At 49.6% G+C, this 15,806-nt stretch carries 13 protein-coding genes; 4 read left to right on the plus strand and 9 right to left on the minus strand.

Annotated features, from left to right (window positions below; genetic code table 11):
- From J0895_RS13995 to csaB, 4 genes are all read right to left on the minus strand, one after another.
- A partial coding sequence (locus J0895_RS13995; RefSeq protein ID WP_207088690.1) for a PRC-barrel domain-containing protein occupies positions 1-575 on the minus strand: 575 nt, incomplete at its 3' end.
- A gap of 434 nt (positions 576-1,009) precedes the next feature.
- On the minus strand, positions 1,010-1,609 hold the full coding sequence (locus J0895_RS14000) for a solute carrier family 23 protein (RefSeq protein ID WP_340643516.1): 600 nt from the start codon (positions 1,607-1,609) through the stop codon (positions 1,010-1,012).
- A gap of 21 nt (positions 1,610-1,630) precedes the next feature.
- Positions 1,631-2,281, minus strand: a complete 651-nt coding sequence (gene trmB, locus J0895_RS14005; RefSeq protein WP_207088691.1) for a tRNA (guanosine(46)-N7)-methyltransferase TrmB — start codon at positions 2,279-2,281, stop codon at positions 1,631-1,633.
- Between the two features lie 244 nt (positions 2,282-2,525).
- On the minus strand, positions 2,526-3,590 hold the full coding sequence (gene csaB / locus J0895_RS14010) for a polysaccharide pyruvyl transferase CsaB (protein WP_207088692.1): 1,065 nt from the start codon (positions 3,588-3,590) through the stop codon (positions 2,526-2,528).
- Between the two features lie 172 nt (positions 3,591-3,762).
- On the opposite strand from csaB, the gene J0895_RS14015 reads away from it, so the two are divergent.
- Together J0895_RS14015 and J0895_RS14020 are read left to right on the plus strand one after the other, a co-directional pair.
- Positions 3,763-4,125, plus strand: a complete 363-nt coding sequence (locus tag J0895_RS14015; RefSeq protein WP_207088693.1) for a DUF2499 domain-containing protein — start codon at positions 3,763-3,765, stop codon at positions 4,123-4,125.
- A 79-nt stretch (positions 4,126-4,204) separates the two neighbouring features.
- Entirely contained in the window at positions 4,205-4,498 is a 294-nt protein-coding gene (locus J0895_RS14020) for a DUF3593 domain-containing protein (protein WP_207088694.1), read from the plus strand.
- 260 nt (positions 4,499-4,758) lie between these two features.
- Here J0895_RS14020 and J0895_RS14025 read toward each other — a convergent pair whose 3' ends face one another.
- The 3 genes from J0895_RS14025 to gshA form a co-directional block, all read right to left on the minus strand.
- Positions 4,759-7,356, minus strand: a complete 2,598-nt coding sequence (locus J0895_RS14025) for a peptidoglycan DD-metalloendopeptidase family protein (protein WP_207088695.1) — start codon at positions 7,354-7,356, stop codon at positions 4,759-4,761.
- Between the two features lie 1,059 nt (positions 7,357-8,415).
- Positions 8,416-8,877, minus strand: a complete 462-nt coding sequence (locus J0895_RS14030; RefSeq protein WP_207088696.1) for a tRNA (cytidine(34)-2'-O)-methyltransferase — start codon at positions 8,875-8,877, stop codon at positions 8,416-8,418.
- A gap of 167 nt (positions 8,878-9,044) precedes the next feature.
- Positions 9,045-10,196, minus strand: coding sequence for a glutamate--cysteine ligase (gene gshA, locus J0895_RS14035; RefSeq protein ID WP_207088697.1), 1,152 nt, complete (start codon positions 10,194-10,196; stop codon positions 9,045-9,047).
- Positions 10,197-10,662: 466 nt separating this feature from the next.
- Between gshA and J0895_RS14040 the strand changes: the two genes are divergently transcribed.
- Both J0895_RS14040 and J0895_RS14045 read left to right on the plus strand, forming a co-directional pair.
- Positions 10,663-11,955, plus strand: coding sequence for a glucose-1-phosphate adenylyltransferase (locus J0895_RS14040; protein WP_207088698.1), 1,293 nt, complete (start codon positions 10,663-10,665; stop codon positions 11,953-11,955).
- A gap of 452 nt (positions 11,956-12,407) precedes the next feature.
- Positions 12,408-13,430, plus strand: coding sequence for a DnaJ C-terminal domain-containing protein (locus J0895_RS14045; RefSeq protein ID WP_207088699.1), 1,023 nt, complete (start codon positions 12,408-12,410; stop codon positions 13,428-13,430).
- A 241-nt stretch (positions 13,431-13,671) separates the two neighbouring features.
- On the opposite strand, the gene purF is transcribed toward J0895_RS14045, so the two are convergent.
- Together purF and J0895_RS14055 are read right to left on the minus strand one after the other, a co-directional pair.
- A complete protein-coding gene (gene purF, locus J0895_RS14050; RefSeq protein WP_207088700.1) occupies positions 13,672-15,210 on the minus strand; it encodes an amidophosphoribosyltransferase in 1,539 nt (512 codons plus the stop codon).
- Between the two features lie 37 nt (positions 15,211-15,247).
- Positions 15,248-15,806: AIR synthase-related protein (locus J0895_RS14055; RefSeq protein WP_242541296.1), on the minus strand; the 559-nt coding region annotated here is incomplete at its 5' end.

The raw sequence follows: 15,806 nt of genomic DNA on the forward strand, positions 1-15,806 counted from the left end.
ACTTCGGTTTCTACTCGCTTACCGACGGTAACTTCCCCGGCTTTGTAACGGTCCTTGTTGGCAATCAAACGTTCTTCATACAGTTTGAGATTGCGGTGGTCGGTATCGTTGCGATCGTAAAGATCAGGTTCTTGATCGTAGTTGTAGCTATCGCGATCGCGGGTAGCAGTCGTGGATGCTGCCGGTTTAGCTGTTGCGCCAGTTGCCGCAGTGCGATCGCGGTAGACATCCCGCACCCGCTCTTCATACTCGTAATCGATCGGTTGCAGTTCGTCATATTCGGGCAACTGTTCGACTTGATTTTTGTCCACTAAGCCGATCGCATAAATCCGTTTGGCATCGTAATCAATCCGAGCTGATCCGATGGGAAGCAGCACTTTTTTCCCGAATATCCAGAACCCTGTATCAACAACCAAGTAACGGAAACGGCCCGTGTCATCTAACAGAATATCGTAAACCGTCCCGATTTTTTCATCGGTTGTACCGGCATAGATATCCATTCCTTTGATATCTGTACCGCCAAAAATTTCGTCTTGATAGTTGGGATAAAAATCGTGAATTTTCACTAAAGCCATGATAAAAATGTAACCTGCATTTGTGTTTACGCTCTCATTCTAAGTAGAATTGTTCCAAAATTCCCTCTACCTCCGGGGAGATCTACCTCTTGAACTTTTGAACGATTTAAAATTGAATTTTTAAAAGAATAAAAGAGCCATTTTGAGTTAATTTACTTAGCTACAGTCCAAATTTAACCGCTTTTCCGGGCGATCGCTAGATTAGACTGGCTTCAGCCCAGGGGGTATTTGTAATCCCCGTCTTTCTTGCATCTATCCGATGAGGTATCTTTATAGCAATCCTAAATGATTTATGCCCTCTCTTGCTCCCCCTCTCCCCCTTTGGGAGAGGGGTTGGGGGTGAGGGCATTCCACAACTGATAAAGGAGCTGCTTTAGTTCTTTTTACCCAAATTTTCCTCTTTGAGATTACTCCTGCCAATCCCTGCCAAACCCCTAAACGCCTGTCCGAACATAATGTGAGGGAAACGCGGGAAACGCAGCAATTCCCTGGGGAGGCGGTGCAACGCCCAAAATCCAGCCCAGGAGTGCCGTCGCCAGAATCCCCCACAACAGCGCCCCCGTAATCCGCCGCGCCACCGCTGCACTGGTAATCAAAATTCCGGCGATCGCCACTAACGTTGCCGGTTCCCCCAAATTTCCCAATCCCGTAATCGTCACCGGGTTTGCTACAATAATTCCCGCCCCTCCCGTTGCCGGATCTCCAGACAGGGCAATATAGGCTAAAAAGAAGCCAATTCCCGCAGCAGTCGCTTGTTTAAGGCATTCCGGAATCCCTTGAATAATTTGGTTTCGCACCTTGGAAAGGGTGAGGAGAATAAACAAAATCCCTTCGATAAAAATGGCACCTAGGGCAATCCGCCACTCAATGCCTAAACCAATGACAACGGAAAAGGCACAAAAGGCATTCAATCCCATCCCTGGCGCAAGCGCAAATGGATAGTTAGATGTCACTCCCATCACTAAAGTGGCGATCGCTGATGAGAGTGCGGTGGCAATGACTAAAGTAAAGTACCGCCCGATCCCAGATTGCAACTCCCCATACTTTTTCCCTTTTTATCCCGGAATTTCCCCTTTTTTAAGAAACACAACCCGGTAAACCGGCTCATCTTTATCTAGGGTGGATTGTTCTCGTTCCGTTGCCACCGGCATCGGATTTTCCGGTAACCAATCCTCTCCTCCTTGCCGTTCAAAGCTGGAATGTTCCGCAAAGCGATCGCGCATTTCTATCGCCACATCATGAACATCAGATTGCAGAAAAACCATTCCTCCCGGCACGAGATACTTCGCCACATTTTCCACTAATTCCGGTTGCACCACTCGCCGTTTTTGATGGCGCTTTTTAAACCAAGGGTCGGGAAATTGAATCGAAACCCGATGTAAAATCCCTGGAGGTAAACTCTCAATCAAGGGGGCAAAGGTGTGATTGATATTGCAAAAAATAAAGTGTAAATTGCTTAATTTCTCTTCATCTCGTTGTGCCAGTGCCGTTTCGACTAAAGGCTCACGGATCTCGATTCCCAGAAAATTCCAATCTGGTTCTATTGCAGCCATTTGTAATAAAAACCGCCCCCAAGCACAGCCAATATCTAAGTGCAAAGGTTGGGCTGGATTGGTATAGACTTGTGACCACGTTGGGGGTACAATCGGGGTTTGATACGCATAACTGAGGGGATTAACGTGCTGTCTGACTCGTACTCGGACCAATCTAAAGACCTCCTTGAAAATTAGGCAATGGGGAGTGTAATTTTATCGCATTTTGCTTCAGTTTGCCAAGAGGCTCAATCCCTCCGCGCGGGGTAAATAGGGATTAAAAACTGGGTTTCTGTCAAAAATCTGGAGTAATCCGCCATAAATTTGGGATAGCAATTGTAGGGTGGGCACTGCCCACCTTACTCCTGTAGGTGGGCAGTGCCCACCCTACAATTGCTACTCATCCGGTACAAATCCCCTAGCGATTACTGAAAAAGTTGGCAAAGAAATTATGCAAGAGTTCTTCATGAATCAAGGCGCGATCGACAATGGCTTGAATGGAGATATCAGAAAGTGGGTCACCATTGGCATATTGTTCTATCCAAAGTTTACTAATTAAATTGGAATCTTCGGGGATGTCGGCTAATTCCCAACCTGGGATTTCTAACTCAGCCATGAGTTGAGTGACTTTCGGATCATAACTAATGGCGAAACAGCGACATCCTTCTGCCGCCGCCATAATTAAACTGTGGAATCGCATTCCGATGGTCATTTCTACCCCGCGAAAGAGTCCTTTGAGTTCCCGGGGGTCTTCGAGCATAAACAGATGATTGGGACCGGGAAGTTGAGATTGAATGGATTGTGCGATCGCCAAATCTTGAGAAGCTTGAAAGGGGACTAATAACAGACAGGTATCTGTGGCTTTTTGAAAGGAAATTAAGGCACGGGTGAGACAGTCTAATCGGGCGGGAGTTAACAGGGGATGCGATCGCAAGTTTACCGCAACCCGAGGGGCGGGTAAATCCCACAACCCGGGAACAGGTTTCCCCTCTAACGCCCAAACCGGATCCGGTGCCATTGTAAAGGGAATCTGCCATTCGGCGAGTAAAGCAGCAGAACCGCGATCGCGCACACTCACCCGAGTGCATTGAGAAAAAGTCTGTTTCGCAATCTGGCGAGTCAAGGGGCGTTGTAACGGACCTACTCCTTGTCCCCAGGCGATCGTTTTCAATCCCAGTCCCTGCGCCAATCCCATCAACCCGGCATAATATAAGGGGCTAACTGCGCTGGTGACATCTTGGAGTAAGCTGCCTCCCCCCCAAATAAACACATCCGATTGCCGCAGCACTTGCCAGACGGAAAATGCAGACATTCGATTGTAGGCACAGACTTGGTAGCGATCGCGAGTTTGGTTGGGATTACCCGAGAGCACCACTGGAGTGACAACTTCCGGCAGCATCTGTAATAACGAGGCTAACAGCGCCTCATCCCCGGCATTCCCTTTTCCATAATATCCACAACAAACTGCCCGAATTGGCCCCACAATCTTCCTCCTGTCAAACTCAGCAATGGATTAAATTTTCTGCGCTTACCTCAATAACAGGATTAACCGATCACCCTTGTCAAGAGGTTGGAGTCCGCACCAATCGGGTTAAAATAAAACAAAACAAGGGCTAAGTGCCCATTGTGTTGTCTATTTTTTACTGATTAAATTCATGCACGCCCTCTCTATTCCCACCTGGATGATTCACGTTTCCAGCGTCATTGAGTGGATCGCCGCCATTTGGCTGATTTGGCGCTATGGCGAATTTACCGGCGATCGCTATTGGCGAGGATTATCCTTTGCCATGCTTCCGGCATTGGTGGGGGCGATGTGTGCTTGTACCTGGCACTATTTTGATAATCCCACCTCGTTAGACTGGTTGGTAACCCTACAAGCGACGATGACGGTGGTGGGAAACTGTACCCTCTGTCTAGCAGCTTGGTGGATTTGGCGATCGGCAAAACTTCAGGACAAGACTGAGGATTCTACGTTAATGGATGAGAGTCAGGAAACTGCGATCGACTCTCAAAAATAAGGGGATAAACCTGGGTCAATTCGTTGGCTCACTCCCCGAAATTTTGCATATAAAATCCAGAATTTTTTAAGATAAACCGATGTTTTCTAAAGATGCTTTGTTTGCGGTTTCCCTATTTCCCTATCTGGGATTTTTATGGTTTATCACTCGTTCGGGTAAAATGCCCCGGTTAGCATTGATTGGGTTTTATGGAACTTTGGTATTTGTTGCCGTGACTATTCCCGTGGGGATTTACGCCCTCAAAGTCTATCACCAGTCTTTAGCAAATGTGGATCTTTTACATGGAGGGGCCGAGGTGTTTTTGACCCTCTCTAACATTTTAATTGTGTTGGGATTCCGGCAGGCGATCGGGCGATCGCGTGAGGAGGGGTAAGGATGGGTAAGATGGGGAGTAGTGATCCTCGTGACTTGGCTCGGCCGAGTCAAGCTCCCCTGGAGGCTCTGCCTCCAGTCCCCGATCAGGCGGCAGATCCGCTGATTGTGCGTGTCACGGCAGAGCCATGACACGAGAGCTACTCAACCCAATCTCCCCCATTTCCCCAATAAAAAAGCCCGCAATCATACGGGCTAAATCAACAGGAGGGGGGAGTGGGATGTGATTCCGAAACCCCCCGAAAAGAATAAATCAGTGATTTATTCTGGAGGCAGGAGTGCCATTGGATTGACCGCACCTTGTCCGGAAGGATGGATTTCAAAGTGCAGGTGGGGTCCAGTGCTGAAGCCAGTGCTTCCCATTTCAGCAACTTGTTGACCTTGATCGACTTGCTGTCCTTCTTGCACCATAATCCGGTGATTGTGGGCGTATAGGGTAACACTGCCATCAGGATGCTCGATCTCAACCAGATTTCCATAACCACCGGAGTTCCACCCTGCGGTGACAACTACGCCAGTGGCGGCGGCATAAATCGGGGTGCCGGTGGGTCCGGCGATATCGATACCTCGGTGCATCCGTCCCCAGCGCCACCCATAGCCAGAAGTAAACACACCATGAGCGGGCCAAATATAGCCATTAAAGGTGGGCTGACTGTCGGGTAGGTAGGTATCAGGAGTTTTTAACGGCGGCAACTCCGGAGAGACTACCTGTCCCACAGCAGGCTGCATCAGGGGTGCATAGACTTCAGAACCAACCGGCGCTACCGCGAGGATCTGTTCTTGCTGGGTTTCCTGTGCTCTGGGGGCGTTTTCTAAGGTTTCGTTCGGCTGTGGGTTGAACTGGGGATTGATCCGGTCTGATGGCCCTTCAGGGGCCGTGGAAGTGCTCCGAACAGCCAGGGTATTGGGGAGGGCCACTGGGACGGATTCCCCTGTGGGTTCTAAACTGAGGTTTTCAGTTTTGTATTTTTCGCGAAGTTTTTCGATTTCCGCTCGTAAACTATCGACGTAACGGTTTTCGATCGCCTCGGGTTCGATCGCATGAGCCTGGATCGACTCAGGGAAAGAGCTGCTTTCATCCGCCTGGGAGGAAAGTGCGGGTTGGACTCTAGGAGAGTTTTCGGCGACGGAGATCTCGCCGTACCGTTGAGAAGTTGTCTCTACTGCCTCAATTTGGGAGTGTTGACCCAGGGCTTCTTGTTCGCGGTACTTTTGCCGCAGTTTGAGAATGTCAGCCCTTAAGCCATCAATATGGTCACTTTCATCGGCTTGCGTTTCCACGGAGGGAGCCGCTTGAGCAACTAGGGTTTCGATGCCGATCGCCGATCGCATCTCTTCGCTGACTGAGCGATCGCCAGTCATCAAGTCTGATGAGCGTTCTGGAGAGCGATCAATCATCGAGACGACGGTTTCCGGAATCGAGGCGATCGCTTCTGATGGTTTACTTGGTGCAATCAGTGAAAAGGTGGTGTCCGTTTCGATTTGTTTGGGTAAAGCAACGACATCACTTTTTGCTGATGCGGTCAGATCACTTCCTTCATCCCTGGTTAGGGAACTAGGGTCCCAGGCGATGGAGTTAGGTCCCGGTTCCGTAGAACTTAACGGAATTTTAAGGGTTTGATTGACTTCGAGTAAGTCTGGATCGTTGAGGCTATTAGCTTCAACGATTTTTTGTGCCGAAACGCCATTACGGAGTGCGATCGCATCGAGGGTATCTCCGAAACTGACTTGGTAGATGCGCGATGCTAATCCACTTTCTACCGATGGGATGGCGATCGCCCCATTCATATCCGGTTCAACCAGGTCTAACGCCGTGCGATCGTCATTCTCAGCGGACGGGAAGCTGGATAACTCAGGCTGTACTGCTTCTTCCTGAGCGCTCTCCAGTTCGGGGCGCACTAAGGGGACCAATCCAGAGGTCTCACCGGAGTTCACTTCAGTTTGAGCCGGTGGGGAATTTTCCCAGGCGTTCCCAGTGGAATTTTCTTCCAAATAGGATTGCCAACCTGGAGAAGTTCGTTCGGAATTGACCGGGGACGGTGTAGTTTCCTCTTCGGCCCTTATGCCGCCGAGTAATGGGTCGTTCGCTCTACCCTCTAAGGAGAGGGGCTCAACAACGGTCCCTTCCGTGGACTCTTGAGGTTCAACCGTGGGGAATAATCCAGATGGAGCCATTTCCGGCCCGGGGCCATCTGACTCCTGGGACATTCCCAGGGATGATTCAACAACTGAACTGACCGACTCCTCACTCCACAACTCCGCCAGACTTGGATCCAGACGGTTTTCACCGGACTGAACCAATCCTTCGAGGGAAACCCCAGACTCAGACTGGATTTTGTCTATTTGCCAGCTAAAACTTGCGCCAGCCGGGTTCCCTTCGCGAGTCAATTCCTGTGGGTATGGAAGGGTTGAGTTGACTTCCCCGGTTCCTTCGGTTTCGCCGCGATCGCCTGGATTAGAGGCGACCTGTGAGGGGACCGGACCCTGTTCAGTTAGGGTCCAGGGAGTTGCTTCTTCCTGAACTTGGGGTTCTACAGCAGACCCATCTAGGGTTTGTTCTGCCATTTGGGTTCCTGCCTCTTCTGTTGAGGCTGTTTCTGCCTCCAGTGTGGACCAAGACCCGGGATCCGTAGCAGATGTATCTGCTGCGATCGGTGGCTCTGATGCTCCAGCACCTTCGCCTTGTTGAGGCAGCAATATGCTAGATGCCCCCATAGAAATTGCAAGTCCAATCATGGCTGCCGAGGTGCGAACCTTGCGGGGGCCAGCGAGTACCTGTCTAATCTCTCCGACCGTCCGATTGCTATCGGCGGCACAGGATGGAACAGATTTTACCTTCTCCGGAAATGCTCGTTTCAAAAAAACGACCTCCTAACGACAAGTGCTTAACTGTCTTTATAAGTCAATGAATTTACCACCCGTCTATGATGCAAATCACATCAAAGAGAGACCGAAGTCACTGACAACAGAATGTTACTTAGGCAAGATTACCCTGATTTTCTGTTTTCGACAAGTTGGTATTGACACTCCCGATGTCTAAAGACACGGGGATTCTTGCACAGCCTTAGACCAAAGCCTAATTCTGATGGGCGCTGCTCATTGTGCCTCTAATAAGTCCGCCCAAATCTAGTTTGAACTTTCCCTTTACTTTGCGAAGGATGTTGGCAGCACCTTTATCCAGCGCTGATTTCAGGCTAATAAACTTCTTCGCTTTCGCGTTCCGTTCTGCCCTGAATTCTAGGACACAAGCCATAGATTCAGAAATAAGCTGCTGTTTGGTGATTATAAGGCATTCAGACCGGAATCCCTGTTTTAATCGCTACGAATCTGATTGAATGACCCTGTAGCTCCGTTTAGCGCCCTTAATGGTCCCTTAATTCGGACCTGGAATCGGGTGAAAAACTCGCCCTCGGGTCGCTTTACAGATACCGTAACTCTTTCCACCGTCAGGGTTTTTTCCTGATTTAACAGAACTTGACCCAGACCGGAATTTACCCGACTTACGATTTAAGTAGATTTCCCCAGTTTGGCTTGAGGTATTTTCCCTCAATCCTTCAGATGAGACTTTAAGCAGATTTAACTCTAAAGCACAACCGTATCCCTTGGATACTCCCCGTCTTGATTTTCTTCCCCCTGGCCGGTCTGTCTTTCCCAGAATTTGGCGCTTTAAGCCCACCAGTCAAGGGTTTTGAGGGAATCGCTCCCTAAAATTGAATGATGAAATCCTATGGAGGAAAGGCGATCGCCCGGTGGATAGTTCTATATAAATTTCTTATGTGTTGCGGAAATTAAATCCCTGATAGGGTGAGGCATTCTCCTGGTGCCTGTTAAGGACTCAGGTGGCTAAAAAAAAGACCTCATCCTCCTGAAAGCGGGTGAAGTCTCTTCAGTCATTCGCCAACAGAAAACCGAGTCTAGTCAGTGGAGTTGACCCAATTGGCGGAGGGCTTCAAATAGACCTAATGCGGCACTGACGGACAAATTTAGACTGCGGACCTTGGGATGGGTCATGGGAATATAAAGGGTGCGATCGCACTCATCCAGGAGTTCGGGCGATAACCCAGTGGTTTCGGACCCAAACAATAACCAGTCATTGGGTTGAAATTCAAACTCAATGTAATTATCAGACCCCCGGGCGCTAAACCCCAGTTGACGACCTCCACCCTGGCGATGAAACTCCCGAAACGCCGCTAAATCCTCATGGTAGTGAACATCGACATAGGGCCAATAATCCAGTCCCGCCCGTTTGAGATAGCGATCGCTAGTCTCAAAACCCAAGGGACCGACTAAATGCAGCGGCGTCCCCGTCGCCGCACAGGTGCGGGCAATATTGCCCGTATTGGGAGGAATTTGGGGATGAATTAATACAACTTGAGGCATATTCGAGACGTTTCTCTATCCAACTCGGTATCCCAGGCGATCGGGTTTCCGATCCGAGGCTATCCGGGTATCATTTAACCAGAAACCGGGTTAAATGATAGAAATTTTTAATCATCCAGCCTTGAATTCCATTGATTAGATATTCTGATTGAATCACCGGAGTGGATTCAGGCAACCCAAGGCTGACAGATTTTATCTTCCAATTCCGCCTCTTGGTCACTCATGGAGGCGATCGCCCCTTGAATCACCTGGCGAGGGTCCAGACCCCGGTCCACAGACTTTAACCACCGTTGCGCTTCATTGCCTTCGCGCAGAATTTTTTTCAGGGGAGACAGAAAACAGCTAAATCCATGTTTCTTCGCCGTCGGCAAAACCTCTTCATAGAGTTCCTCAATCCAATCTCGCGCCAAAATCGTTCTACCATCTTGCCAGTGGCGCAATTGAGCCTCTAAACTGCGGTGAGCTACTGCCGACTCGTTGGCATCGGTTAAAGCAATGAGGTCATCAGCCCGGGTTTGTGCCGGTAAAAAGCTCAGTTCTAAGGGGTCGAGGTGGGGATTCTCGATCAACTGCCACAGACGGGCCTCTAGGAACGCGGAAATGGCGAGTAAGGCGATCGGGTCAGAGACTAATTCACAAATTCGCAATTCCAGGCGATTCAGGGTGTAGGGACGGCGATCGCCATTGGGACGGACCGAACTCCAGAAATGCCGGACATTTTGAAACACCCCAGTCTCTAACTGTTGCTCCGTCCACCGGATAAAATGAGCATGATTTTCAAACAACGGGGCCGTTTCTGGAACTTTCGGGAACAGATGCCAGCGCGTAGAGTGATACCCCGTCACCTCCCCATCCAGGAACGGAGAGGCCGCACTCAGGGCCAAATACAACGGGGCCTCCAGGTGAATCAACCGACAAGCGCGCATCAGCAAATCCGGATTATCAATTCCCACATTAATGTGAACACTCGCCGTTACCACTTTCGTCCCATAGGTGTTCTCGATAAACCCGTGATAAGGATTATGGGGGTCGGATCGATAAAACTGGTCTGTCCTACCCAAAGAGAGGCTACTACCCGGAATTAAAGTGTAATTCCCCACCGTTTGGAGATACTCGCGCAGGATTCGTCGAGGGCGCACCAGTTCACATAACAACTGCTCATACCGAAACAGGGGCGGCGTCGTATATTCCACATTCCGGTTATCTGGCTCCCGCATAAAACGCGGAAGAGCCTCCACAATTTTATCCGAGAGTCCGACAATATCTCCCTGGGGCGTCCCGGTATAAAGTTCCACCTCAAAGCCTTTCGATAGCAGCATGATTTGTCCTCCGCTTCAATATTCAGGCGCTCTATGCGCTTTAGATGTACTTATTATCCCCTTAAGTCAGGGTTCCAAATCTGTCAGGAGACTAATGTTTTCTCTCTCAGACGGTTTTTCTGAGCCGGAAACTCCGATTTTTACAGGTTAAAACCAGATTGGGTAAGGGTTTTGAGACCGATTCCTCGGGTGAGTTTGGGAGTGGCACTCCGGATTCCCTGGCAAACTCACCCCCTCCCCCCCTTGTCAATGGTTCCACACAATCAGACACTTAACTTGTAAAAGAGCAGCCGTCAGCCATCAGCTATCGGCTATGTTTGCACCTGCGTGCAAGTACCGAGTCCCCGGGTTTTACAATGACAGCTACGCTTTCTGTTAAGACTGGCCGATGATTCAAGGCGAAGGACTCGGAGGCGATCGGCTGAGTGCTCACGGCTGAGTGCGTGACACTGTTGAGAGGTTTTTCGTGAAAAAAGTCTTAGCCATTATTCTTGGAGGAGGCGCTGGCACCCGTCTCTACCCATTAACCAAGATGCGGGCCAAACCAGCCGTGCCACTGGCCGGGAAATATCGCCTGATCGATATTCCCGTGAGTAACTGTATTAACTCTGACATTCTCAAAATCTACGTTCTAACTCAGTTCAACTCGGCGTCTTTAAACCGCCACCTCGTTCGTGCCTACAATTTCTCTGGCTTTAGCGAGGGATTTGTAGAGGTCCTCGCGGCCCAGCAAACGGCGGAAAATCCGACGAGTTGGTTCCAGGGGACCGCTGATGCAGTTCGCAAATATCTGTGGCTGTTTGAAGAATGGGATATTGATGAATATTTGATTTTGTCCGGGGACCATCTCTATCGCATGGATTATCGCGACTTTTTGCGACGCCATCGCGAAACCAATGCCGATATTACTCTTTCGGTATTGCCGATTGATGAGAAACGGGCTTCCGATTTTGGTCTGATGAAGATTGATGACAATGGCCGAGTGGTTTCCTTTAGCGAAAAGCCAAAAGGAGATGCTTTGCGCCAAATGGCGGTAGATACAACGACTTTGGGCTTAACCCCAGAAGAAGCTCAAAAAACGCCTTATATTGCCTCAATGGGGATTTATGTCTTTAATAAAGATGTAATGGCGAAGCTGCTGCGGGAAGCTCCCGATCGCACGGATTTTGGGAAGGAAATTATTCCCGCTTCGGCGAGTGAGTATAATGTTCAGGCGTACTTGTTCAAGGGGTACTGGGAAGATATTGGAACGATGGAATCGTTCTACGATGCTAATTTGGCGTTAACCCGGCAACCTCAGCCGCCCTTTAGTTTCTATGATGAAAAAGCCCCGATTTACACCCGTGCTCGGTATTTACCGCCGACTAAGTTGTTAGATGCTCATGTCACGGAGTCGATTATTGGGGAAGGGTGTATTCTCAAGGAATGTCGGATTGAACATTCGGTTTTAGGGGTGCGATCGCGCATTGAAGCAGGCTGTTTGATTCAAGATACCCTGATCATGGGTTCTGACTTCTATGAACCCTTTGCCGAACGGCAATCCGGTTCTCAAAAAGGCGGGGTTCCCTTGGGAATTGGCTCGAATACGACGATTCGTCGGGCGATCGTTGATAAAAATGCTCGCATCGGTCGCAAGGTACAAATTATCAATAAAGACCATGTGGAAGAGGCCAATCGCGAAAGTGATGGCTTCTATATCCGCAATGGAATTGTGGTCGTTCTGAAAAATGCGATCATTCCTGATGGAACAGTGATTTAAAGGGGTTAAATTCTCCCTATTTTCTTTTAGCAGTAATGGCGGACTATTACGCCATTACTGCTAAAAGAAAACAAGTGATGTCTTTCCTGTTCAACGTCCCGACTTCTGTCGTTTCCGGGTTAATCATAACAACAACCTGCACCGCTAGGACGCCGGTACAGTACGGATGCGCTAGGGATTTAAACCCGAGCCTGTGTCTGGGGAAGAAAGGACCCAAGTTGGGCTGTTGAACATTAAGAACGACTGAAGTCGGGACGTTGAACTTAAGAGGGATAACGCCTGAAGTGCTGAGATTGAAGACAGTAGGGAAATTGCGTTAGGACCCCAGAGTAAGAACCGAACTGAAGGGGTGCTGCAGTTTAGATATCCTAGACTAGGAGGAACGATCGCCTCGGTTGCTTCTGTGAAAAAAAACTATAGACTAAATCTTTATCGGTATAGGAGGAATATTAATGGCTGCGACCGACTTCAAGGACTACTACGCAATTCTAGGAGTCAATAAAACCGCTAGTGTTGATGAAATTAAGAAGGCTTATCGTAAACTTGCTCGCAAATATCATCCGGATATGAATCCAGGAAATGCTCAAGCTGAAGCTAAGTTTAAAGAAGTTTCAGAAGCGTATGAAGTGCTCGGTGACTCAGACAAGCGCAAAAAATATGACCAGTTCGGACAATATTGGCGACAAGCTGATGGTGCAGTCGGTGCAGGGGGATGGCCCCCTGGTGGTGGGAATGTGGATTTTGGCGGGTTTGATTTTAGTCAATTCTCCAGCTTTGACGATTTTATCAATGCGTTGCTTGGTCGCGTCGGGGGACCTGGGGCGGGTCCTCCTCGTCCGGGAGGAGCCAGTTACAATTATCGCAATCCTCGTTCGACTTCGACGACGGGTTTTGAGGATTTTGCGGCAGGGTTTGGAGGCGATCGCCCTGGGGGGACCTCGGCGGACCGGGAAAGTAGTATTACCCTGACGTTTTCTGAGGCGTTTCAGGGGACCCAAAAGCGCTTAAATTTGGGGACGGAGGCGATCGATGTGCGGATTCCTCCTGGGGCTAAACCGGGGACCCGGATTCGAGTTCGCGGCAAGGGTCTGGTGAATTCCTACAACCAACAACGGGGGGATTTGTACCTGAAGGTGGAAATCCAACCTCACTCATTTTTCCAGTTTGAGGGAGATAATCTAGTCTGCGAGGTTCCCATTGCCCCGGATGAGGCAGTATTGGGGGCAACTATTGAAATTCCTACTCCTGATGGAACGGTGAAAATGAATGTTCCGGCAGGAATTCGGTCCGGACAAACCTTGCGACTCAAGGGCAAGGGATGGAAAACCGCCAAGGGCGATCGCACGGATCAGTTGGTACGAATTGCGATCGCCCCTCCAAAGGACCTCAATTCCACAGAAAAGGACCTCTACGAAAAAATTCGCAACGCCCGTCACTACAACCCCCGCAGTCATTTACAGTCGGTCCGATTGTAAATGACTCCCTGACAAAAGCTGATATCCCGGCATCGTGGTTTCATGTAGGGGTTTGGTCTCCAAACCTTCCGACCGAATGTAGGGGTTTGGTCTCCAAACCCTCTTCAGACTAAAACCCATACCCTGGAGGGTGTGGGTTTTTTTGGAGGTAGAGATTCTAATAGGGCGTTACTGGGCGATCGCCCAGTAACGCGGGAAACGACTGAAGTCGTTACTACAAACGGGGGAAAGAAAACAAATTTTAGCCGGCGGGGGTAGGGGAAAGGGCTTTCTCCATAATCAGCTTAGAACGTTTCACCGGATCAGGGATTTGAATCGGATAATCTCCGGTGAAACAGGCTGAACAGAAGCGGTTGGGGTCTTCTCCCGTGGCGACAAGCATTCCCTCCCAACTTAAATAAGCCAGAGAATCTACTTCAATTTGCGATTCAATCTCTGCTACGGATTTAGTCGCCGCAATCAGTTGATCCTGACTGTCGGTATCAATGCCATAGAAGCAGGGATGAGTCACAGGCGGGGATGAAATTCTCATGTGCACTTCCGTTGCACCCGCATCCCGCAAGGCTTTAACGATTTTGCGGCTGGTGGTGCCGCGCACGATGGAATCATCTACCATCAAGACTCGCTTGCCGACGAGGACATCTTTAAGGGGATTGAGCTTCATCTTAATCCCCGACTCCCTCATGTGCTGAGTGGGTTGGATGAAGGTTCGCCCAACATAACGGTTTTTAATCAGTCCCTCAGCGTAGGGAATCCCCGATGCCTGGGAATAGCCGATCGCCGCCGGAATGCCGGAGTCGGGAACGCCAATCACAATATCCACATCAGCGGGAGATTCTTGTGCCAGTAGTCGTCCCAGTTGCAGGCGATAGCTATACAATGACTCATTGCACATGATGCTATCAGGTCGCGCAAAGTATATCATTTCAAAGATACAAAGTTTACGCTGGGATTTTTGACTCCAATGGAAAGAGGCTAATCCTTCTTCCCCAATCCAGACTAATTCTCCCGGTTCCACATCGCGCAGGTATTCTGCACCAATAATGTCTAACCCACAGGTTTCCGAGGCGAGGACATAGCGGGTAGGATTACCCTTTAAAATGCCAATCACCAGGGGACGAATGCCGTTAGGGTCCCTGGCTCCCATGATGCCCTTCGGAGTGGCGATCGCCAAGCTATAGGCTCCCTTACACCGATGAAAAGCGCTGATGGTGGCATCTAACCAATCTTTGCCCTTGTCCACTTCCAACCCGATCGCCAAGGCAATCATTTCTGAATCCGTTGTCGTGAGCAGGTTACACTTTTGTTCGATCAACTCTTGACCCAGGATTGCCGTATTGACAAGATTCCCATTATGTGTAAGTGCCAACGGACCTAACCGAGTCGGGACGATCACTGGTTGAGCATTCACCACGCGACTGGTTCCCGTAGTCGAATACCGGGTATGCCCCACAGCCAAATGTCCTGGTAATTCGTCCAGAATCGTCTCATTAAAGACTTGGGACACTAGCCCCATCCCTTTATGCAGATGGACTTGGGCCTTACTGTCAAACGTAGCAATTCCAGCAGATTCTTGACCCCGATGCTGAAGGGCGTAGAGGCCAAAATAGGTCATTTTCGCCACATCTTCACCGGGGGCATAAATTCCAAACACACCACAGGCTTCTTCGGGTTTATCCGGGCGGTTGGACATAGCCGGGTGAACCTCAGTCGGTTCACTCAAAGACCCTGCGGATGCAGGATAATGCTCGTCAGAGGACAAAGGACGATTGGGGATCATGCTTACGGCTTCGCTCCTGTTTGTTTGGGGTAGTAGATCAACCGGGAAGGTTTGGGGATGCAGATAGGCGACGTTCGATGGCATTCGACCAGCGATCGCGCATATCTGCCATACTAACGTCAATTAAGGGAAGGTTAACATCGGAATTAACGATTAAATTTGTCGGGATTTCCGATACTTCCCCAATTTTCTGCCAATTTCCTGCCAAGTGCTGATGTAAATAAGATTCCCAGTTTTCCATCTGTTCTGGCGAAACCGAGACTACAATTCGAGCACCGCCTTCGGCAAATAAAATTTCATCCCAGCGCGAGACGCTTGCTGCATCCGCATTCAGGGTAATTTTCGCTCCTAAATTCCCGCCAATACAAGATTCAGCTAAAGCCACCACTAAGCCACCTTCCGCTGAATCGTGGGCCGATTGTACCCACCCTTGGCGAATCCCCTCCCGACAGGTAGCTTGGACTTGTCGTTCCAACTGATAATCCACCACAGGCGGTTTCCCGGCAACGGTTCCGTGAATCGCGGCTAAATATTCCGAACCACCCAAAGAAACATTCTGGGTTATCTCAGCAATCGGTAATCCCAAGAGATAAATC

This window comes from Phormidium pseudopriestleyi FRX01, assembly GCF_017313335.1.
Classification (GTDB): domain Bacteria; phylum Cyanobacteriota; class Cyanobacteriia; order Cyanobacteriales; family Laspinemataceae; genus Laspinema; species Laspinema pseudopriestleyi.

Bases quoted from the DNA above. Each gene is read 5' to 3' on its own strand.
- J0895_RS14045 (WP_207088699.1), top strand. From the start codon at position 12,408: ATGGCTGCGACCGACTTCAAGGACTACTACGCAATTCTAGGAGTCAAT.
- gshA (WP_207088697.1), bottom strand. From the start codon at position 10,196: ATGCTGCTATCGAAAGGCTTTGAGGTGGAACTTTATACCGGGACGCCC.
- J0895_RS14020 (WP_207088694.1), top strand. From the start codon at position 4,205: ATGTTTTCTAAAGATGCTTTGTTTGCGGTTTCCCTATTTCCCTATCTG.
- J0895_RS14030 (WP_207088696.1), bottom strand. From the start codon at position 8,877: ATGCCTCAAGTTGTATTAATTCATCCCCAAATTCCTCCCAATACGGGC.
- J0895_RS14015 (WP_207088693.1), top strand. From the start codon at position 3,763: ATGCACGCCCTCTCTATTCCCACCTGGATGATTCACGTTTCCAGCGTC.
- purF (WP_207088700.1), bottom strand. From the start codon at position 15,210: ATGATCCCCAATCGTCCTTTGTCCTCTGACGAGCATTATCCTGCATCC.